The organism is Azospirillum melinis (genome assembly GCF_013340935.1).
GTDB lineage: Bacteria > Pseudomonadota > Alphaproteobacteria > Azospirillales > Azospirillaceae > Azospirillum > Azospirillum melinis.
In genome coordinates this window covers 1-19,205 of record NZ_WHOS01000052.1, presented here as the reverse complement: position 1 = coordinate 19,205, position 19,205 = coordinate 1, and the positions used below count along the sequence as shown (strand labels likewise).

At 69.7% G+C, this 19,205-nt stretch carries 22 protein-coding genes; 10 read left to right on the top strand and 12 right to left on the bottom strand.

What is annotated here, in order from left to right:
• Nucleotides 1–7: 7 nt before the first annotated feature.
• From GBZ48_RS27570 to GBZ48_RS27560, 3 genes are all read left to right on the top strand, one after another.
• Complete coding sequence (locus tag GBZ48_RS27570; protein ID WP_174473958.1) at nucleotides 8–1,087, top strand: ABC transporter permease; 1,080 nt, start codon at nucleotides 8–10, stop codon at nucleotides 1,085–1,087.
• An 11-nt stretch (nucleotides 1,088–1,098) separates the two neighbouring features.
• Nucleotides 1,099–2,763: an ABC transporter ATP-binding protein gene (locus GBZ48_RS27565; RefSeq protein WP_174473957.1), complete on the top strand. Its 1,665-nt coding sequence runs from the start codon at nucleotides 1,099–1,101 to the stop codon at nucleotides 2,761–2,763.
• Between the two features lie 101 nt (nucleotides 2,764–2,864).
• Nucleotides 2,865–3,701: an aldo/keto reductase gene (locus GBZ48_RS27560; protein WP_174473956.1), complete on the top strand. Its 837-nt coding sequence runs from the start codon at nucleotides 2,865–2,867 to the stop codon at nucleotides 3,699–3,701.
• Between the two features lie 40 nt (nucleotides 3,702–3,741).
• On the opposite strand, the gene GBZ48_RS27555 is transcribed toward GBZ48_RS27560, so the two are convergent.
• The 7 genes from GBZ48_RS27555 to fliF form a co-directional block, all read right to left on the bottom strand.
• On the bottom strand, nucleotides 3,742–4,470 hold the full coding sequence (locus tag GBZ48_RS27555) for a hypothetical protein (RefSeq protein WP_174473955.1): 729 nt from the start codon (nucleotides 4,468–4,470) through the stop codon (nucleotides 3,742–3,744).
• Nucleotides 4,471–4,515: 45 nt separating this feature from the next.
• Nucleotides 4,516–5,544 carry a flagellar motor switch protein FliG gene (locus GBZ48_RS27550; RefSeq protein ID WP_174473954.1) on the bottom strand — a complete coding sequence of 343 codons (1,029 nt, stop codon included), beginning with the start codon at nucleotides 5,542–5,544 and terminating at the stop codon, nucleotides 4,516–4,518.
• Nucleotides 5,545–5,553: 9 nt separating this feature from the next.
• Nucleotides 5,554–5,838, bottom strand: a complete 285-nt coding sequence (locus tag GBZ48_RS27545) for a hypothetical protein (protein ID WP_246307501.1) — start codon at nucleotides 5,836–5,838, stop codon at nucleotides 5,554–5,556.
• Nucleotides 5,839–5,842: 4 nt separating this feature from the next.
• The gene (fliP, locus tag GBZ48_RS27540; protein ID WP_174473952.1) at nucleotides 5,843–6,625 is read right to left on the bottom strand and encodes a flagellar type III secretion system pore protein FliP; all 783 of its coding nucleotides are present in this window, start codon (nucleotides 6,623–6,625) and stop codon (nucleotides 5,843–5,845) included.
• Nucleotides 6,626–6,697: 72 nt separating this feature from the next.
• Complete coding sequence (gene fliN, locus GBZ48_RS27535; protein WP_098735505.1) at nucleotides 6,698–7,036, bottom strand: flagellar motor switch protein FliN; 339 nt, start codon at nucleotides 7,034–7,036, stop codon at nucleotides 6,698–6,700.
• Nucleotides 7,037–7,049: 13 nt separating this feature from the next.
• Nucleotides 7,050–7,736: a FliH/SctL family protein gene (locus tag GBZ48_RS27530; RefSeq protein ID WP_174473951.1), complete on the bottom strand. Its 687-nt coding sequence runs from the start codon at nucleotides 7,734–7,736 to the stop codon at nucleotides 7,050–7,052.
• Nucleotides 7,736–9,454 (bottom strand): flagellar basal-body MS-ring/collar protein FliF, encoded by a 1,719-nt coding sequence (gene fliF / locus GBZ48_RS27525; protein ID WP_343049697.1) that lies wholly within the window; start codon nucleotides 9,452–9,454, stop codon nucleotides 7,736–7,738. The genes GBZ48_RS27530 and fliF overlap by 1 nt, the downstream gene beginning before the upstream one ends.
• A gap of 188 nt (nucleotides 9,455–9,642) precedes the next feature.
• On the opposite strand from fliF, the gene GBZ48_RS27520 reads away from it, so the two are divergent.
• The 6 genes from GBZ48_RS27520 to GBZ48_RS27495 are packed head-to-tail and all read left to right on the top strand — an operon-like array spanning nucleotide 9,643 to nucleotide 14,847.
• Entirely contained in the window at nucleotides 9,643–10,191 is a 549-nt protein-coding gene (locus GBZ48_RS27520) for a flagellar basal body-associated FliL family protein (RefSeq protein WP_211105915.1), read from the top strand.
• Between the two features lie 19 nt (nucleotides 10,192–10,210).
• The gene (fliM, locus tag GBZ48_RS27515) at nucleotides 10,211–11,383 is read left to right on the top strand and encodes a flagellar motor switch protein FliM (RefSeq protein ID WP_246307500.1); all 1,173 of its coding nucleotides are present in this window, start codon (nucleotides 10,211–10,213) and stop codon (nucleotides 11,381–11,383) included.
• Nucleotides 11,364–12,023 (top strand): DUF6468 domain-containing protein, encoded by a 660-nt coding sequence (locus tag GBZ48_RS27510; protein ID WP_174473949.1) that lies wholly within the window; start codon nucleotides 11,364–11,366, stop codon nucleotides 12,021–12,023. Before fliM ends, GBZ48_RS27510 begins: the two co-directional genes overlap by 20 nt.
• Entirely contained in the window at nucleotides 12,020–12,757 is a 738-nt protein-coding gene (locus tag GBZ48_RS27505; RefSeq protein WP_174473948.1) for a MotE family protein, read from the top strand. The genes GBZ48_RS27510 and GBZ48_RS27505 overlap by 4 nt, the downstream gene beginning before the upstream one ends.
• A 5-nt stretch (nucleotides 12,758–12,762) precedes the next feature.
• On the top strand, nucleotides 12,763–14,151 hold the full coding sequence (locus tag GBZ48_RS27500) for a flagellar hook-length control protein FliK (protein WP_174473947.1): 1,389 nt from the start codon (nucleotides 12,763–12,765) through the stop codon (nucleotides 14,149–14,151).
• Between the two features lie 18 nt (nucleotides 14,152–14,169).
• Nucleotides 14,170–14,847, top strand: a complete 678-nt coding sequence (locus GBZ48_RS27495) for a flagellar hook assembly protein FlgD (protein WP_174473946.1) — start codon at nucleotides 14,170–14,172, stop codon at nucleotides 14,845–14,847.
• A 47-nt stretch (nucleotides 14,848–14,894) separates the two neighbouring features.
• On the opposite strand, the gene GBZ48_RS27490 is transcribed toward GBZ48_RS27495, so the two are convergent.
• The 5 genes from GBZ48_RS27490 to flgF are packed head-to-tail and all read right to left on the bottom strand — an operon-like array spanning nucleotide 14,895 to nucleotide 18,412.
• A complete protein-coding gene (locus GBZ48_RS27490; RefSeq protein WP_174473945.1) occupies nucleotides 14,895–15,359 on the bottom strand; it encodes a hypothetical protein in 465 nt (154 codons plus the stop codon).
• Nucleotides 15,360–15,405: 46 nt separating this feature from the next.
• Entirely contained in the window at nucleotides 15,406–16,137 is a 732-nt protein-coding gene (gene flgH, locus GBZ48_RS27485; RefSeq protein WP_174473944.1) for a flagellar basal body L-ring protein FlgH, read from the bottom strand.
• 26 nt (nucleotides 16,138–16,163) lie between these two features.
• A complete protein-coding gene (flgA, locus tag GBZ48_RS27480) occupies nucleotides 16,164–16,865 on the bottom strand; it encodes a flagellar basal body P-ring formation chaperone FlgA (protein ID WP_343049696.1) in 702 nt (233 codons plus the stop codon).
• A 5-nt stretch (nucleotides 16,866–16,870) separates the two neighbouring features.
• A complete protein-coding gene (gene flgG / locus GBZ48_RS27475) occupies nucleotides 16,871–17,656 on the bottom strand; it encodes a flagellar basal-body rod protein FlgG (protein ID WP_109050682.1) in 786 nt (261 codons plus the stop codon).
• A gap of 24 nt (nucleotides 17,657–17,680) precedes the next feature.
• On the bottom strand, nucleotides 17,681–18,412 hold the full coding sequence (gene flgF, locus GBZ48_RS27470; RefSeq protein WP_109050683.1) for a flagellar basal-body rod protein FlgF: 732 nt from the start codon (nucleotides 18,410–18,412) through the stop codon (nucleotides 17,681–17,683).
• 144 nt (nucleotides 18,413–18,556) lie between these two features.
• Between flgF and GBZ48_RS27465 the strand changes: the two genes are divergently transcribed.
• A complete protein-coding gene (locus GBZ48_RS27465) occupies nucleotides 18,557–19,063 on the top strand; it encodes a hypothetical protein (protein ID WP_246307499.1) in 507 nt (168 codons plus the stop codon).
• Nucleotides 19,064–19,205: the final 142 nt, after the last annotated feature.

The following is a 19,205-nucleotide window of genomic DNA, read 5'->3' as shown; positions in this document are numbered from 1 at the left end:
CCCCGCCATGACCAGCCTGACCGACACCTCCGCCGACCTTGCCCGCGCCCAGCGCAAGGCCCGCCGCGCCCATGCCCTCAACCGCATCGCCTCCGTCCTGACCACCGTCGGCCTCGGCTGGCTGGCGCCGCTGCTGCGGCTCGCCGCCGGCGAGAACCCGCGCCAGCAGGGCATCGAGCTGTGGCGCCAGATGGGCATCCCGCTGACCGCCATCCTGCTGTTCCTAGCCGCCTGGGGCTGGGCCGCCCCGCAGGTGCAGACCAGCCTCGGCGCCATCCCCGGCCCGGCCCAGGTGTGGGAGCAGGCGACCAACCTCTACGCCGACCACAAGGCCGAACGCGCCAAGGAGGCCGCCTTCTACGACCGGCAGGCCAAGCGCAACGCCGAGATCCTGGCGAAGGATCCGAAGGCGGAGGTCAAGACCCGCCCCTACGCCGGCAAGCCGACCTATCTCGACCAGATCGTCACCAGCCTGAAGACGGTCTTCACCGGCTTCCTGCTCGGCGCCCTGGTGGCGGTGCCGCTGGGGGTGGCGAGCGGCCTGTCGCCGACCGTCAACGCCGCGATCAACCCGCTGATCCAGATCTTCAAGCCGGTGTCGCCGCTGGCCTGGCTGCCGCTGGTCACCATGGTGGTCAGCGCCACCGTGTCGGGCAGCGACCCGCTGTTCGAGAAGTCCTTCCTGACCTCCGCCATCACCGTCACGCTGTGCTCGCTGTGGCCGACCCTGATCAACACGGCGGTCGGCGTCTCCTCCATTGACCGCGACCTGATGAATGTCGGCAAGGTGCTTCAGCTCTCCAGCTTCACCATGGTCCGCCGCCTCGTGCTGCCGTCGGCCCTGCCCTTCATCTTCACCGGCCTGCGCCTGTCGCTGGGCGTGGGCTGGATGGTGCTGATCGCCGCGGAGATGCTGGCGCAGAACCCCGGCCTCGGCAAGTTCGTCTGGGACGAGTTCCAGAACGGCTCCGCCAGTTCGCTCGCCAGGATCATGGTCGCGGTCTTCACCATCGGCCTGATCGGCTTCCTGCTCGACCGCGTGATGCTGGCGCTCCAGTCCGCCGTCAGCCACAGCCCCGCCCGCTGAGGAGACCGGCCATGGCGATCCTGGACCTGAAGGGTGTGTCGAAGTCCTACGGCGGCACCACCGTGCTGCGCGACATCGACCTGTCGATCGAAGAGGGCGAGTTCGTCGCCATCGTCGGCTTCTCCGGCTCCGGCAAGTCGACGCTGATCAACATGATCGCCGGCTTGGCGATGCCCGATACCGGCGAGGTGCTCTACCGCGGCAAGCCGGTGACCGGCCCCGGCCCGGAACGCGGGCTGGTCTTCCAGTCCTATTCGCTGATGCCCTGGCTCAGCGTGAAGGAGAACGTCGCGCTGGCGGTCGACGCCGTCCACAAGGACAAGGGCGGCGCCGAACGCGGCGTGCTGACCCGCCGGGCGGTGGAGACGGTGGGCTTGGGCCACGCCACCGACCGCCGGCCGAAGGAGCTGTCGGGCGGCATGCGCCAGCGCGTCGGCTTCGCCCGCGCGCTCGCCATGAGCCCGGAGATGCTGCTGCTGGACGAGCCGCTGTCGGCGCTCGACGCCCTGACCCGCGCCAAGCTCCAGGACGAGATCGAGGCGATCTGGCGCAAGGACCGCAAGACCGTCATCCTCATCACCAACGATGTGGACGAGGCGATCCTGCTGGCCGACCGCATCGTGCCCCTGACCCCCGGCCCGAACGCCACGCTGGGTCCGGCCTTCACCGTCGACCTGCCGCGCCCGCGCGACCGCACCGCCGTCAATCATGACGAGGATTTCAAGCGCCTGCGCGCCGAGGTCACCGCGTACCTGATGGAGGTCGGCGTCGCCCGCGGCACGGGCGGCGATGACGGTCTGGTCCTGCCCGACGTGAAGCCGGTCACCGCCTCGCCCCCGCCCAAGGCCTACATCGAGGCGATGGGCGGGCGCGGGATGGAGGACCGCTATCTCGAATTCACCCGCCTGACCAAGACCTTCGCCACGCCGAAGGGTCCGCTGACCGTGGTGGACGGCTTCGACCTGAAGATGCGCAAGGGCGAGTTCGTCTCGCTGATCGGCCATTCCGGCTGCGGCAAGTCCACCGTGCTGTCGATGGTCGCCGGCCTCGCCGACGTCACCAGCGGCGGCATCGTGCTGGACGGCAAGGAGGTCGACGGCGCCGGTCCCGACCGCGCCGTGGTGTTCCAGGCCCCCAGCCTGTTCCCCTGGCTGACGGCTTACGAAAACGTCATGCTCGGCGTCGACCGCGTCTTCCCCCATGCGGGCAAGGGCGAGCGCGCCGACATCTCCCGCTATTACCTCGCCCGCGTCGGCCTTGGCGACAGCATGGATAAGAAGGCGTCGGAACTGTCCAACGGCATGAAGCAGCGTGTCGGCATCGCCCGCGCCTTCGCCCTGTCGCCCAAGCTGCTGCTGCTCGACGAGCCGTTCGGCATGCTCGACAGCCTGACCCGCTGGGAGTTGCAGGAGGTGCTGATGGAGGTGTGGGCGCGCACCAAGGTCACCGCGGTCTGCGTCACCCACGACGTGGACGAGGCGCTGCTGCTGGCCGACCGGGTGGTGATGATGACCAACGGTCCGAACGCCAGGATCGGCCACATCCTGAGCGTCGACATCCCCCATCCCCGCACCCGCCAGGCCCTGCTGGAGCACCCGCGCTATTACGACTACCGCGAGGAGTTGCTGAACTTTCTTGAAGGCGGCCATGCCGGGGCGCCGAAGAAGGCGGCCTGACACCGTCCCATCCCCCGGAAAGCCCTCCGAAGATCCATCGACAAGCTGGCCCCGCGGGACCAGCTTGTTGTCTTTCGGCGATTGAGACGGGAGAGAGGGAGATGAAGCGCGTGACCCTGCCGGACGGCACCGAGGTCCCGGCTCTCGGCCAGGGCACCTGGATGATGGCGGAGGGCCGCGGCGACCGCGCCGCCGAGATCGCTGCGCTGCGGACCGGCATCGACCGCGGCCTGACCCTGATCGACACCGCCGAGATGTATGGCGACGGCGCGTCGGAGGAACTGGTGGGCGAGGCCATCGCCGGCCGGCGCGACGGGCTGTTCATCGTCACCAAGGTCCTGCCCAGCAATGCCTCGCGCATCGGCACGGTCAAGGCCTGCGAGCGCAGCCTGAAGCGGCTGGGGATCGACCGCATCGACCTCTACCTGCTGCACTGGCGCGGCGGCGTGCCGCTGGAGGAGACGGTGGAGGCGTTCCAATCGCTGATCCAGGCCGGCAAGATCGCCCGCTGGGGCGTCTCCAACTTCGACGTCGACGATCTGGAGGAGCTGGCAGAGGCCACCGACCTGCACGGCTGCGCCGTCAATCAGGTGCTCTACAACCCCGAACACCGCGGCATCGAATACGACCTGCTGCCGTTCCAGCACACCGCGCGGATGCCGGTGATGGCCTATTCCCCCATCGGCCAGGGCGGCCGCCTGCTGCGCTCTCCCGCCTTGCTGGCGGTGGCGAAGCGCCACGGCGTGACACCGGCCCAGGTCGCGATCGCATGGGTGCTGCGGCAGCAGGGGGTGATCGCGATCCCCAAGGCCGGCACGACGGCACATGCCCTCGAGAATGCCGAGGCGGTCAAGCTGGCTTTGACCGGCGAGGACATCGCGGAGATCGACAAGGCCTTCCCGCCGCCGAAACGCAAGCAGCCGCTGGCGATGATCTGAGCGATGATCCGGGGATGGCCGAAGGAGCGGAACGCCCCGGTCACAGCGCCAGATCGGACGACAGAGGCTGGTCCAGCCCGAGCCAGGCGTCAGCCAGCGGGCCGACGGTCAATGCCCCGTCGATCCGGCAGTCGGCCAGGGCGGTGCTAAAGGTTTCATGCAGGTCGGCCAGGGCGGCGGACGGCAAGCCCATCGCCAGACGCAGGGTCACGTCCAGCCGCCTGCCGGCCAGCGTCGCCATCAGCTGCACCGGGCCAAGCCGCTGCGGCCGGGCCTGAAGCACCAGGGTGACGCGGTCGGACAGCCCGTCTTCGATGCCGACGGCACAGAGCAGCCCGTCGTCGCTGTCGAGCAGGGGCACGCGCGACAGCCGCCACAGCCGCCCATCCACCGGCTGGAAGCGCGACGCCAGCGCCCGGTCGCACTCGTCGATCAGCAATCCGCCGTCCAGATCCGCCAGCCGTGCCGCCGCGTCAGCTCCGACCCAGCCGCGGCAGCCGCCGACGGTCGCCGCCAGGAAGAGGGCGAGCGCTGCGCCGAAGGTCGAATCGCAGCGCGGCAGGCAGCCGCGCGCCAGCACGGCATCGGCGGGCGACAGCGAATCCAACAAGTCGAGCAGACGGCGCACCAGCGCCGGCGCCTCGTCGCCGTCGGCCAGAGCGTCGGCATGGGCGGAGGGTGACAGCAGCGATGGCGGTGGCGAGGCGAAATGCGCCGCCAGCAGGCTCGGCGGCGGCACATGCCGGGGAACGAGGTCGCGCCCCGCCATTCAATCGGCCTCCATCCGGATGGTCCCCATTCCGCGGCGCTCCGCTCAATAGACGACGGCGTCGGCGTCGTCGGATTGCGGGATGATGATGGTGCCGTCCTCCGCCATCGCCTTGGCGACGCGCACGATCTCCGCCTGGGCGTCGTTGACGTCGCGCATGCGCAAAGGGCCCATATTCTCGATCTCGTCCAGCAGGATCAGGCGGGCGCGTTCCGACAGGACCGACAGGAAATGGTCGCGCTGGGCCGTCGGCGCCCCCTTCAGCGCGATGGCGAGCTGGCCGGTGTCGCAGCGGCGGATCACCGCCTGCAACGAGACGCGGTCGAGCCGCATCAGATCCTCGAAGGTGAACATCAGCTGCTTGATGCGCTGGGTCGGCTCCGGCATCACGATTTCCAGATCGTCGAAGATCTCCGTCAGCGTCTCGCGGTCGATGCGGTTGAAGATGTCGGCCATCCGCTCCAGCGAATCGTTGCCGTGGGTGCGGGCGTAATTGGCCATGAACTCGTTGTGCAGGATCGATTCGATGTCCAGCAGCACCTCGCGCTGCACCGATTCGATCTGGATCATGCGCTCGATCACCTCGGTGCGCGCGGCCGGCGGCAGCAGGACCAGCACCTTGGCGGCGTGGTCGGCGCGCATCTTGGACAGGATGACCGCCGCCGTCTGGGGATATTCGCCGGCCAGATAGCTGGCGAGCACCCCCTCGTTCACGTTGGACATCTTCTCCCACATGGTGCGGCCGGCCGGACCGCGGATCTCGCCCATGATCTCCGTCACGCGGTCGGCCGGCAGGAAGCGGTTCAGCATCCGCTCCGTGCTGTCGTAGGACCCGACGACCGAGCCGGCATTGGCGAAGCGTTCGGTGAAGATGCGCATCAGCGTCTCCACCAGATTGGAGGTGACGTTGCCCAGCGTGGCCATCGCCCGGCTGACGAGGCGGATCTCGTCCTCGTCCAGCCGCTCCATCAGCCGGGAACCGCGTTCCTCGCCCAGCGCCAGGAAGATGACCGCACTCTTCTCCACGCCGGTCAGGCTCTTGTAGTTCTCACGGATCTTGATCGGCGTTCCCATGACGGCACCTCAGAATGAGCAATCGGCGGAGGGGGCGGAAGACGGGGCGGTATCGGACGCGTCGGCCGGCGGCAGGGCCAGCGCGCGGTCATGGCGGAAAGCCACCGCCATCACCGCCCCGGCCACCAGCAGCAGCGGATGCGGGATCATCGGGTTGGGGTCGAGGACGGCGAGCAGCCCGGCGACCGAACCGTCCTCCGGCACCGCCACCCCGCGGCGGCGGGCCAGCGCCAGCAGGCTGTCGGCCAAGCTGGCACCGGATATGGCGGCGGGGTCCGGAGAAGCGTCGTTCATCGCCTCACACCCCATAGGAGCGGATCAGGCTGCCGGCGATCAGGAACCAGCCGTCGGTCAGCACGAAGAAGATGATCTTGAAGGGCAGCGCGATCATTACCGGCGGCAGCATCATCATGCCCATCGCCATCAGGATCGCCGCCACCACCATGTCGATTACCAGGAAGGGCAGGAACAGCAGGAAGCCGATCTCGAAGGCGCGGCGCAGCTCCGACAGCAGGAAGGCCGGCATCAGGAGCCGCAGATCGACGCTTTCCGCCGTCACCGGGCGCTCGTCCCGTGCCGGCTCCGTGCTCTCGCCCGCCGGCTTCGGCTTTGCGGTGAAGGCGGCGAAAGCGGCCAGATCGCGTTCCCGGACATGCGAGGCCATGAAGCCGCGGAACGGCTCGATCATCCGCTCCAGCCCCTGCTCCTGGGTCACCTGCTCGTTCAGCAGCGGGCGCAGCCCGTCCTGCCAGGCGCTGTCGATCACCGGACCCATGATGTGGAAGGTCAGGAACATGGCGAGGCTGACCAGCACCATGTTCGGCGGCGACTGCTGCAACCCGAGGGCGGAGCGCAGCAGCGACAGCACGACGATGATGCGGGTGAAGCAGGTGACCATGATCAGCAGGCCGGGCGCGACGCTCAGCACCGTCAGCAGCACGATGCCCTGGACGATCCGCCCAGACAGGCTTCCCCCGTCCGCCAGCGACCCGAGCGCACCGAGATTGAGGTCGAGCGGCGCCGCCGCGGCCGGGCCGGCGGCGAGGATCAGGGCGAGGAGGATCAGGGGACGGAGACGCATGCTGGGGCTTTCGCGAAGAGTGACGATGATCGCCCTTTCCCGCCCCGGGAGAGGGCGTTTCAGGGATTTCCCTCAGTCGATCTCCAGCTCGGTCCGCACGATCTCGGTCAGCGTCACGCCGAGGCGCTGGTCCTCGACGATCACCACCTCGCCGCGCGCGACCAGACGGTGGTTGACCAGCACCTCGACCGGTTCGTCCACCTTGCGCTCCAGCTCCAGCACGGCGCCACGGCCGAGCTTCAGCAGTTGCGCCACCAGCATGCTGGTGCGGCCCAGCACGACCTGCACGTCCACCGGCACGTTGTAGATGGCGTTCATCGGCCCGTCGTAAGCCTTGTCGCCGGCCTTTTCGGGGGCCTTCTCCGCCTGCTTGGGATCGTCGTCGAGAATGTCGAGGTTCAAGGGAGGCATGAGGAGTCTCGCTTCACATCGGTTGGGGCATGTCGGAGGACAGTGCCGGCGCCAGGGCGGCGACGGCGCGGTCGGTGAGGTCGGCGACGGCGGCCTCGAAAACGGCAGGATCGCGGCTGACGGAGCCGGCGCCCCAGTTCGCCTCAAGGGCGCCGACGGCCAGCGCCGGGTCGCCCTGGATGTCGAGGCGGCCCTGGAAGACGCCCTGCCCGGCCAGCCGCTCTTCCAGCGGGCGGCAGAGCGATGGGTGCAGGCGCAGGGTCAGACGGGGGGCCTGCCCGGCGGCGCGCAGGGCATCGACGGCCAGCCGCTCCACCTCGGCGCGGGCGACCTCATGGAGCAGGCGCGGCGCCATCCGGCGGACCAGCGCCAGCAGAACGAAGGCGCCCTGGGCCTCCAGCCGCTCCATCAGAGCGGCGTGGTCGGCGTCGAGCGCCGCCATCCGCTGTGCCAGCCGGTCGAGGGTGGCGGACAGCTCCGCCTCGATCCGGCGGGCCGCGGCCAGTTCGCCGTCGCGCCGGCCCTGGGCAAGCCCCTCGGCCAGGGCGGTCCGGCGGGTTTCGTCCAGCGCCGCGCGATGGTCGCGCTCGGACAGGGTCGGCAGGTCGAGCGGGTCGACGGCCTCCGCCTCGTCCGGTTCCGCCACCGCGGCGGGTGCACCGAAGCTGTGGTCGAAGCGGTAGCGCGGATAGGCGGCCATCACGCCACCTCCTCATAGAGCCAGGAGCGCAGGATATCGATGGCCTCGTCCGGGTACTGGTCGACCAGTTCGCCCAGCCGGCGGATGGAGGAGGCGCGGACGCGGCCCTCCACCGTGCGCAGCTCGATCAGCTGGTCCATCGTCTCCTCGATGCCGAGTTGCGGCGCCATCGGCGCGGCAGCCAGCGCGGCCTCCGCCTCCCCGCCGTCGGCCAGCGCCGCACCGGCCGCAGCGGTAGCAGCGGGGCCGGTCAGCTGCGGCATGGCGCCGCCGGCCGGAGCCGCCAGCGCCGGGGCGGCGGCCTCCGCCACCACCGGTTCCGGCGCCGGGAAGACGCGGCGGATCAGCGGACGCAGCCCGACCAGGATCACCAGGGCGGAGAGCACCAGCAGGATCACCCACTGGATCAGCGTCATGACGTTGCGGGTCAGCGTCTCGGCGATCTCGTCGCCCAGCGGGCGCGGCGCGAGGTCGGGGGCCAGATCGACGAATTCCAGATTGTCCACCGTCACCCGGTCGCCGCGCGCCTCGCTGAAGCCCATGGCCGAGCGGACCAGCTCGCCCAGGCGCTGAAGCTCTTCCGCCGTGCGCGGCTCGTACTGGCGGGTGCCGTCGGAAGCGGTCTTCCAGGTGCCGTTGACCAGCACGGCGACGCTGAGGCGGCGGACATCGCCCGGCTCGATCACCGTTTCGCGGCTGACGTTGGAGATCTCGTAATTGACCGTCTCCTCCTGCCGCTTGGTGTCGTTGGAGGATTGCGGCCCCTGCGACTGGGCGCGTACGTCGCGCTGCGGCAGGTTCTGTTCGGCGGTGACCGGGGGTTCGCCGTTGCTATCCTGGCTGCGCTCCTGCTCCTGCACGGACTGGGTGGAGCGGATCACCTGGCTGTTGGGGTCGAAGGTCTGGCTGCGCACCACCTCGCGCTTGGTCTCCACCTCGGCGGCGACCTGGACGCGGACGTTGCCGGCGCCGAGCCGGGCGGTCAGCATCTGCTCCACCGCGCGGGCGACGCGGGTTTCCGCCGCGACCCGCAGCCCGTCGGTGCGCGCCGACGCCAGCCCCGGCCCGTCATCCTCGGTCAGCAGAAGCTCGCCGGAGGAGTCCATCACCGTCACGGCGCTGGGCTTCAGATTGGGCACGGCGGCGGAGACGAGATGGCGGATCGACAGGGCCTGCTTGCGGTCCATCGACCCCCGGCCGCGCATGCGCACCACCACCGACGCGGTCGGCTTCGGCGCGCTGCGCGAGAACTCCTCGCGCTCCGGCAGGACGATGTGGACGCGGGCCGCCTCCACGCCGGACAGCGTCTCGATGGTGCGGCCGAGTTCGCCTTCCATGGCGCGCAGGCGGTTGATGCGCTGCATGAAGCTGGTGATGCCGAGCGGCTTGTCGGTGTCGAACAGCTCGTAACCGACACCGCCATGCGCGGGCAGGCCCTTCTCCGCCAGCGCCATGCGGACGCGGGAAACGTCGGCCTGCGGCACGCTGATCGTCGTGCCGTCGAAGCCGGCATTCACCGGCACGCCCATCTCCTGCACCGCCTTGGCAATGCGGCCGGCCTCCGCCGGTTCCAGCCCGCTGTAGAGGGCGGTCATGTGCGGCTGCGACAGCAGCAGCGCCATGCCGGCGACGGCCAGGACGATGCCGAGGCCGGTCCCCGCCAGCACGAGCAGCCGACCGCGCCCCAACGACCGCAACGTGTCGATCAGACTGTCCACGGTTCCCCGCACCTTTAAAGTTTCTGAAAATCGGCGGGCCTAGTCTTCGCCCTGCGCACCCCGTCACGCTAACGACGCGACTTTTAAGCGGAGTAAAAAACGGGGATGTCGCCAAAGACAAAGCCGCTAAAACTTTAAAGAATGCTCGGTTGATTAAAATTTTCGGCAATGTCCGGCGGGATGGAGCGATGATTACACGGTTCGGCATGGCGAAGACAGGGACGGGAGCGGCACGGGACGAGGTGCTCGACCGGCTGCGCGGCTCGGGACGGATCCTGGTGGTGGCCTTGCCGGTCGCCCGGCTGCTCGCCGGCATTGCGGCGCTGGGCGCGGTGGCGGCGGCCGGGCTCGGCGGCTACTGGCTGGCTGCCGGCCCGCAGGCGGTCGAGCGGCTGTGGACCCGGTCGGCGGAGACGGCGCCGGCCGATGCCGTGATCGACATGCCGGAACTGGTCGTCAACCTGCGCCGCGACACGCCGTCCCGCTTCCTGAAGATCGGCCTGTCCCTGGCTGTCGCCCACCGCGACCGGCAGGCGCTGGAACAGGCGATGCCGCAGCTGACCGACAGCCTGCAGGAGTTCCTGCGCAATCTGGACCAGGACGACCTCGAGGGGTCGGCCGGGCTGCATCGCCTGCGCAGCGAGATCAAGCGCCGCTTCAACCTGATCCTGTCCGACCCCGCCGGCCGGCGCGACGTCGTCACCGACGTTCTGCTGCGCAGCCTGCTCACGCAATAGCGACCTCCAGAGGCACCGGATGACGACCGACACCCCCGCTCCGCCTTCCACATCCATGCCCACATCCACCCTCGCCGCCGGGGAGGATGCCGACTGGTCCGACGCCGCGTGGGAGCTGGCCGCGGCCCAGCAGACCGCCGCCCCCGCCCCGCCCCCGGCCGAAGAAGCCGCAGCGATGGCGGAGGCGATGCGGGAGGCGCTGGCCGGCGAGACGAAGACGCTGAGCCAGGAGGAGATCGACCGGCTGCTGAATTTCGGTACCCCGGAAGGCGGCGGGCCGGAGATGAGCGCCATCCAGCGGCTGGTCAGCTCGACCACGGTCAACAAGGACCGGCTGCCGATGCTGGACGTGGTGTTCGACCGCATGGTGCGGATGCTGAACACCTCGCTGCGCCAGTTCGCCTCGACCAACGTCGAGGCGTCGCTGTCGAAGATCGAATGGCTGCGCTACACCGACTTCCAGGACGCCATCGAGCTGCCCGCCCTGATCGGCGTCGCCCGCGCCGAGCCGTGGGACAACCAGATGCTGGTGTCGATCGACAGCGCGCTGATCTACTGCATGATGGACGTGCTGCTGGGCGGGCGGCGGTCCAGGCCGGGGCGGATCGACGGGCGGGCCTACACCTCCATCGAACGCAAGATGACCGAGCGGATGATGAAGGTGGTGCTCCAGGATCTGGGGCAGTCCTTCGACCCGCTGGCCCAGGTCGATTTCGTCTTCGACCGGCTGGAGGTGAACCCGCAGTTCGCCACCATCACGCGGGCCACCAACGCCATCATCCGCGTGCGCATCGCCGTGGAGGTGGAGCGCCGCACCGGCCACATCGATATCGTCATCCCCTACGCCACGCTGGAGCCGGTCCGCGGCAAGCTGGTGCAGATGTTCATGGGCGAGAAGTTCGGCCATGACACGGTGTGGGAAAGCCACCTGAAGAACGAGCTGATGCGCTCCAAGCTGGAGCTGGTCGCCGTTCTGGCGGAGACCAAGGTGCCGCTGGGCGAGGTGCTGGCCTGGCAGAAGGGCCAGTCGCTGAAGCTGCGCATCAGCCCCGATTCCACCGTCCTGGTCTTCAGCAAGACCATCCCGCTGTTCGCCGGCCACATGGGACAGCGCAACGACAACATCGCGGTGAAGATCGACACCGATCTCGACACCAAGCAGGAGCTGATCGATGGTCTCCTTTCTCATTGACGCGGCCCTGGCGGTGATGCTGGTCACGGCGACCGCCTATCTGGTCATCGTCAACAAGCGGCTGAAGCTGCTGCGCACCGGCCAGTCCGAGATCAACGCCCTGGTGTCGACCTTCTCCAAGTCGATCGACGACACCGACGCCTCGATGAAGCGCATGGTGGCGTCGGCGACGGAGATCGCCGCCCGGTTGTCCGACGATCTCGACCGCGCCAAGGGCATGAAGGAGGACATGGCGCTGATCCTGGGCTCCTGCGAGCGCACCACCGCGCGCATGGAGGAGTCGGTCCAGCATGCCCGTGCCCTGCTGCGCCGCCTGGACGAGGGCGCGATGGCAAGCTCTGCGCGCGCCGCCCGCAACCGGACGCGACCGGACGAGGGTGATGAGGCCAGGAGCGTGGCCAAGGACGCGGAGGCCGCGCCGGCTTCCCCGCTGCTGGCGGCGTTGAAAGCGGCGGAGGTGGACAAGGGCGAGTTCCAGGCGCTCGAAACGGCGCTGCGCGCGGTGGCCGGCCAGCCTGTCGAAGCCGCCGCGCCAACCTCAGCCGCAGCCCCTGCTTCCGGGTCCGCCGGCCCGGCGAAGGCGGCGGCCAGCGCCTTCTATGCGCGGCTGCGCACCGTCGGGTCGGAGGCGTCGGCATGATCCCGCGCATCCTGCCCATCACCCTGGTCGCCGTGCTGATGGTGCTGCCGCTGAAGCTCGGCGCCCTGGTCGACGGCTTCCCGGTCATCGCCCAGCAGTTCGACCGCGAGTTCGGCGCCCATGAACGGCCCTGGGCAACCGACCTGAAGGCGAACGACGGCAAGGCGACGGCGGAGACGGCGCCCGCCCCGGTGCCGCCGCCGGTGTCCACGCCGGTCGCCGAGGTCCCGCCGCCGGTGGCGCTGGCGCCGCCGAACTGCACCGATCCGCTGCTGCGCGCCGCCATCGACGAGCAGAAGGCCGACACGTCCGGCCGGCAGAACCGCCTGCGCGAGGCCGAGGCGGTGCTCGCCGCGACCGAGGCGCGGGTCGGCACGCAGATCCAGCGGCTGAACGGGGTGAAGCGCGAGGTTGAGGCGCTGATGACCCAGCGCTCCACCCTGGCGCAGGAGGATCTGAAGCGGATGGTGGCGATCTACGAGGCGATGAAGCCGCGCGACGCCGCCCGCATCCTGACCGACATGGAAACCGACATGGTCGTCGATGTGCTGGACCGCATTTCCGAACGGCGTGCCGCGCCGATCCTGGCCGAGATGGCCGACGCCAAGGCGCGCGAGGTGACGCGGCTGATCCTGCAACGCCGCGCCCTGCCCGGCGACCGCAAGGCCGCTCCCGCGGTCGTCGGGGCCGCAGTCCCCGTCACCGCCGTGCCGCGCCCCACCCTGACGAATTGAGCGCCATGACCAGCATGCCCGATGCCGTCGCGGCTCCGTCGCGCCCGGCTCCGACGTCCGCCCCTGCCCAGCGCGGCGGTTCGGCCGGCGACGATGCGCGCGACGAGGATTTCGCCGGTCTGGTGGACGAGGCCGCCGACGAGGACCCCGACGACGCTGCCCGCCCCGACCGCTTGCGCAAACGCAAGGACCCGCGGCCGGACGATCCCGTCGCCGCACAGGGCGCGATCATCAAGGCGGTGGTCGAGGCCGGCGGCGCCGACGCCCCGCTGATGCCCTGGATGGTGGCCATCGTTCCGCCGTCCAACGGGGTCCCCGCCGTCCCGCCAACTCCGACTGCGGCAGCCCCCGAAGCAGGGCCGGACTCCGCCATGCCCAAGGCCGGACAACCCGCCGGTATCGGCAAGCACCCTGCCGAGCAGGCTGCGGCGCCCGCATCGACGACCGCACCGGCAGCCATTCCGCAGCCGACGCCGGAACCGTCCGCACCGGCTGGACCGGCCGGGAAGAGCGGACCGGAGCCGACGGCGCCGGCCGACAGGGCGGCACAGGGCAGCGCCGGGCAGACGGCGGAGGTTCCGGCGCCGCTCCAGACCGTACAGGCCACCCTGCCGGCCGCAACATCCGCGACACCCGGCACAGCCGCGGAGGCAACGCCCTCCCCGGACGGTCGAGAGAGCAGGCGCGACGAAAGCACCGATCCCCGCACCGCCGTCCGTGGCGTGCGCGGCGGTCGTCAGAATACCGCTGCCGGCAATGCCGGCCAGCCGGCCACAGTCTCCGCGACATCCAGGCCCGGTCAGGCTGCGCCCGATGCCGCCCCCGTTCCGACTGGCCGGGACACCGCCCTGCCCTTGACCACCTCCCCAACCACGGGCGGCAGCGATGCTGCGAACACCGGGCTCGAAGCGGTGCCGACACTGCCGGCCCAGGCAGCGACGCAGTACGCCGCCGCCGCCGCGTCCGGCCGGGCCGCCACCGTCCACAGCCCGGCGATGGCGCAGTTGGCGGCGCCGCTGGTCCGCGTGGCCGAGTCCGGCGGCGGGGAATTCCACATCGACCTCGCCCCGGCCGAGCTTGGCCGCATCCGCGTCGTCGCCGACGTCAGCGACGGCAAGGTCTCGCTGACCGTCCAGGCTGAACAGGCCGACACGCTGGCTTTGCTGCGGCGCGACCTGACGCAGCTGGAACGCGCGCTCGGCGATGCCGGCCTGTCGCTCGACAGTTCCAACCTTCAGTTCTCGTTGCAGGGCGACGGCCAGTCGCGCGGCTTCGCCGCTCCCGACCGGGGCAGCAGTTCCGGCGGCTGGCGCGTGCAGGCCGAGGCTGTTCCCGAACCCGTTGCCGACCGACCGATGCGCCCGATCGACGGGCTGGTCGACGTCACCGTCTGAACAGGAAAGACCTCCCCAATGACCACCACGCCCAGCACCGGCCCGACGACGACCGCCACCAAGACGGGCGCCACCAAGACGGCCGCCACGGAAGAGCCCAAGAAGGCCACCGTCGATTACGAATCCTTCCTGAAGCTGCTGACCGCGCAGCTGCGCAACCAGGACCCGCTGGCGCCGATGGACGCCACCCAGTTCATGACCCAGCTGGCGCAGCTCTCCACGGTGGAGCAGTCGATGCGCTCCAACGACACGCTGGGCAAGGTGCTGGACACGCTGAAGAGCAGCGGCATGCGCATGGACATGGCCCTGCTCGGCCGCAAGGTGGAGGTGGCGTCCGACCAGCTGTCGCTGTCCGGCGGCAAGGCGGAGGCCGCCTACACCGTCGACGGCACGCCGGCTTCCGTGAAGCTGGAGGTGCTGAACAGCAGCGGGAGCGTCGTCTACAGCACGCCCGGCTCGCTGAAGACCGGCCGGCAGGTCTTCGACTGGACCGGCAAGACCGCCAGCGGCGGCACCGCGCCGGACGGGGTCTATACGCTGCGGGTGACGGCGAAGGACAAGGACGGCAAGGCGCTGAACAGCGCCACTGTCGTGACCGACACAGTGGCCGAGGTGCGCAGCGTCGACGGCGCCAGCAAGTTCGTACTGAAGAACGGCGCCACGGTGGATTCGAGCGCGGTGCTGTCGGCGTCGTGAGGATACGTGCCCTCTCCCGCCCCGGGAGAGGGAGCATCTCAAGCTCATCACAGCCGCGTGTTGTCCTGGCGCAGCAGGCGGTCGATCAGCACCGCACGAACGGGCTGGCCGCTTTCCCGGACGAAGGAGCCGTTGGCGCCGGCCAGCAGCGCGGTGGCGACGCCCTGCGGATCGACCGCCGGGCCGTTGAAGCGGCCATGGCCGGCGAGGTCGAACAGGGCCTCCAGCATGGCACTGCGGGCATGCGGCAGGCGGCGGCGGACCAGCAGGGCGTCGTCGGCGCTGCCGGCTTCCAGCGTCACCTGGGTCAGGATGAAGGCGATGGTCCGCCCACGCTCCAGCATCGGCACCACCAGCTGGCCGGCCTCCACGTAATAGGGGCCGCCAGCGACGGTTTCGGCGGGAGCGGCGGGGGTGGGGCCGGCGCCCTGCGGGGCCTCGAACCGGCCGAAGCCATAGCCGCCGGCGAAGGCGAGCGCCGCGGCCACGGCGAACAGCAGGACGGCTTTCATGGCGCGGGCTCCCGAACAGGCCGGATCATCAGAAGGGCCAACGGCATCAGAAGGGCAGAATCACGTCCAGCACCTGCTGGCCGTAGCGCGGCTGCTGCACGTCGGTGATCTGGCCGCGGCCGCCATAGGTGATGCGCGCCTCGGCGATCTTGTCGTATTCGATGGTGTTGGCGTTGCTGATGTCCTCGGGGCGGATCACGCCGGCGATGCGCATCTCGCGCAGTTCGTAGTTCACCCGGACCTCCTGCCGGCCGGCGATGACGAAGTTGCCGTTGGGCAGCACCTGGGTCACCACGCCGGCGACGCGCATGGCGATGCGCTCGTTGCGCTGGATGGTGCCGTTGCCGCTCGACGTGCTGGAACTGTCGAGATCGACCAGGCTGGACGGATCGACCGCGTCGGGCAGGATGGCGGGAAGGCGGCTCTCCAGCCCGAAGAAGTTGGGCAGCCCGGCCTTCTCGTTGTTGGTGCGCCCGCGCTGGGTGCTGTTGCGCAGCTGCGCCTGGTCGGAGATGTCGATGACGACGGTCAGCAGGTCGCCGACCGCCTTGGCGCGGGGATCGCGGAAGAAGTCGCGCGATCCGGTCCGCCACAACGAACTCGGGATCTGCTCGGCCGTCGACGGCTGCGGCATCGGCAGGGAGATGACGCGGGCTTCCGGCTGCATCGCCGGGTTGGAGATCTCCGACAGGGTGGGAGCGCTGCCGATGTCGGCCAGCCGCGCGCAGCCGCCGGCGCCAAGCGACAGCAGAAGGATGGGGACGAGCGCGGTGCGCATGACGGAAGCTCCCTTCATCGGATATCTCAGGGCCTTGCTGCTTGCGGAACCCGCGGGCCGCTGACCGAGACGGTCTCGGCCCCGGTGACGGTGCCGGTGACGACGGTGCTGCTGGCGATGTTCATGACGCGGACGCTGTCGCCGACGCCGCCCTCCTGCAATGCCCGCCCGCGGGCGGCCAGCAGCAGCGCGCCGTCCTCGTAGACCAGCGTCACCGGCCGGTTGCGCTGGACGACGATGGGGGCGCCGACCGAACCGACCTGGACCAGCCGCCCGGCGGAGAGCTGCCGGCGCGGCGACTGGCCGACCAGCGCGTCGGCGGTGGCGATGAAGCCGGCCCCGGCACGGTCCAGCGACAGGCGGACGGTGGTCAGGTCCGACGCCTCGATCACCTCGCCCGGCCGGATGCGGCGGACCGGGACCGGCATCGTCACCTCCACGTCGGCCCGGCCGCTCAGCTCGACCGGGTGGCCGTTGCTGAGGATGCGGGCCTGGAAGATGCCGGTGCGGGGGTCGAGCCCGATGTCGCGCACGGCATCCACCGGCCCGTCGAAGGGGCGGCCGAGTGTCAGCGCCACCTGGGCGTCCGGCGGCACCGAGGGACCGAGGGAGGCCAGAAGCTCCTCCGCCAGCCGCGTCTCGACAGGACCGGCAGCAGCCGGAAGGGGAAGCGCCAGCATGGTCCCGAGCAGGAGAACGGAGAGCCGCCGGCGGAGGGGATGCTGCACAATCGTCACCGCATGTTGGTCATGGTGGAGGCCATCTGGTCGCCGGCCTCGATCACCTTGGCGTTCATCTCGTAGGCACGCTGGGCGGAGATCAGCTCGGTGATCTCCTGCACGACGTTGACGTTGGAGGATTCCAGGTATTTCTGGCGGATGGTGCCGAAACCGGCCTGCCCCGCCAGCCCCTCCTGCGGTTCGCCCGACGCCGGGGTGGCGCGGAACAGATTGTCGCCCAGCGCCTCCAGCCCGCTGTCGTTGACGAACACCGTCATCGCCAGCTGGCCCTGGTTGACCGGCTGGGCCTTGCCGTCGACATAGGCCAGCACCTCACCGGAGCGGTTGATCACCACCTCGCGCGTGCCCTGCGGCACGGTGATGCCGGGGGCGACGGTGAAGCCGTCGGCGGTGACGATGGTGCCCTCCGGCGACAGCTTGAAGCTGCCGGCGCGGGTGTAGACGGTCTCGCCGCCGGGCTGGGTCACGTTGAAATAGCCGCGCCCCTCGATCGCCAGATCCAGCTCGTTGCCGGTGGAGGTCAGGTTGCCGGTGGTGTTGATGCGGTTGACCGAGGTCGGCCGCACGCCCAGCCCCACCTCGACGCCGGTCGGCACGATGGTGCCGCTGTCGGTCGACTGGCTGCCCTGGCGCTTTTCCGCCTGATACATCAGGTCCTGGAATTCGGCGCGCGAGCGCTTGAAGGCGGTGGTGTTGATGTTGGCGATGTTGTTCGAGATGACCTCGACGTTCATCTGCTGGGCCATCATCCCGGTGGACGCGATGCTGAGCACGCGCATGGACGGACTCTCCCTGTGGGGATTTTACGAGGATTTGCCGAGGCGGTTGATGGCGGAGCGCAGCAGGTCCTGCCCGTCGTCCACCATCTTGGTCACCGCCTGATAGTCACGGGTCAGGTCCATCATGCGGCCGATCTCGACGATGCCCTGCACGTTGGACCGCTCGACCTTGCCCTCCACCAGCCGGGTGTCGGGGGCGGGGCGCGCCTCCATGCCGTCGGCCGGTTCGAACAGCAGGTCGCCGGTCTGCTTCAGCGCCTGCGGGTTGTCGAAGCGCGAGACGGCGATGCGGGAGACCACGGCGCCGTCGGCCGACAGCAGCCCGTCGGACCCGATGGTGATCCTGGACGCATCGGACGGGATGACGATGGGCCGGCGGCCGTCGTCCAGCACGGCATATCCGTTGGGGCCGACCAGCGTGCCGTCGGCATCGCGGCGCAGCCGGCCATCGCGGGTGTAGCGCACGCCGTCCGGCGTCTGCACCGACAGGAAGCCGTCGCCGTCCAGCGCCACGTCATAGGGGTTGCCGGTCTCGGTGAAGGCGCCGGCCCGCAGGTCGGTGTAGGTGGAGCGGTCGATGGTGAAGGCGATGCGGTCGGTCGGCTTGCGCCCGCCGGCCTCCATCGCCGCTTCGAACAGGGTGCGTTCGCCACGGAAACCGACGGTATTCATGTTGGCGACGTTGTTGGCGACGACGTCCAGCTGCCGCCGCAGCGCCATCTGGCGCGACAGTCCAATGTAAAGCTGGTTCTCCATCGCCGAACACTCCGGTTTTGAACTCCGCCTTAATCTGGACGAGGCAGTTTAAAGCCGGGTTTCAACCTGAGCCGGTTCGGCCGATGCCTTGCCTGTCCTGGTTCGGGTTTGGCGATCATTTCGATAAAATGCGAGACGACTGTGATGAAACGGCGCCCGGATACCGCATTGACGCTTGGTTCGACGCTGGTTCTCGCCCTGATGGCGGCGCCGGGGCCGGCACAGGCTGCCGTCCGGGCGCAGCTGGGCGACCATGGCGATTATTCGCGGCTGGTGCTGTCGGTGCCGAAGGGGGTGGAGCCGGTCGCGGTCGTCGACGGCTGCGTCCTGCGCATCAGTGTGCCCGATCCGCTGCGCTGGCCGCTGGCGAGTTTGCGCGACAGCTTCTCCCGCCGGCTGTCGGACTTCGTCACGGCTGATGGAGGGCGCAGCCTGACCGCGACGGTGCCCTGCGGGGCGCGGGTGGCGAGCTTCATGGAGCGGCGGACCCTGATCGTCGATGTCGGCGGGCCGCCGGTTCCGGGGGTGAAACCGGAGGCACCGGGAGATGGGGCGGTGGAGGCGGTTGTTGCGGCTGTGGCGCCGGAGGTTGGCACGATCGGTGTCGCCGAGGTCGTTGAAGCGCTGAACCCCATTCTTATATACAACTGACGCTTCCCACGGAAAGAGAGGGGTGGGAGTGCCGGGGCCGCGGCTGAAGTACATAAAAAACAAAATCGAGCACGGCGATGGCGGCGCGACACGCACACTGGTGTGGTATGGGCTGCTCTAACAGACCACACTACGTGATATG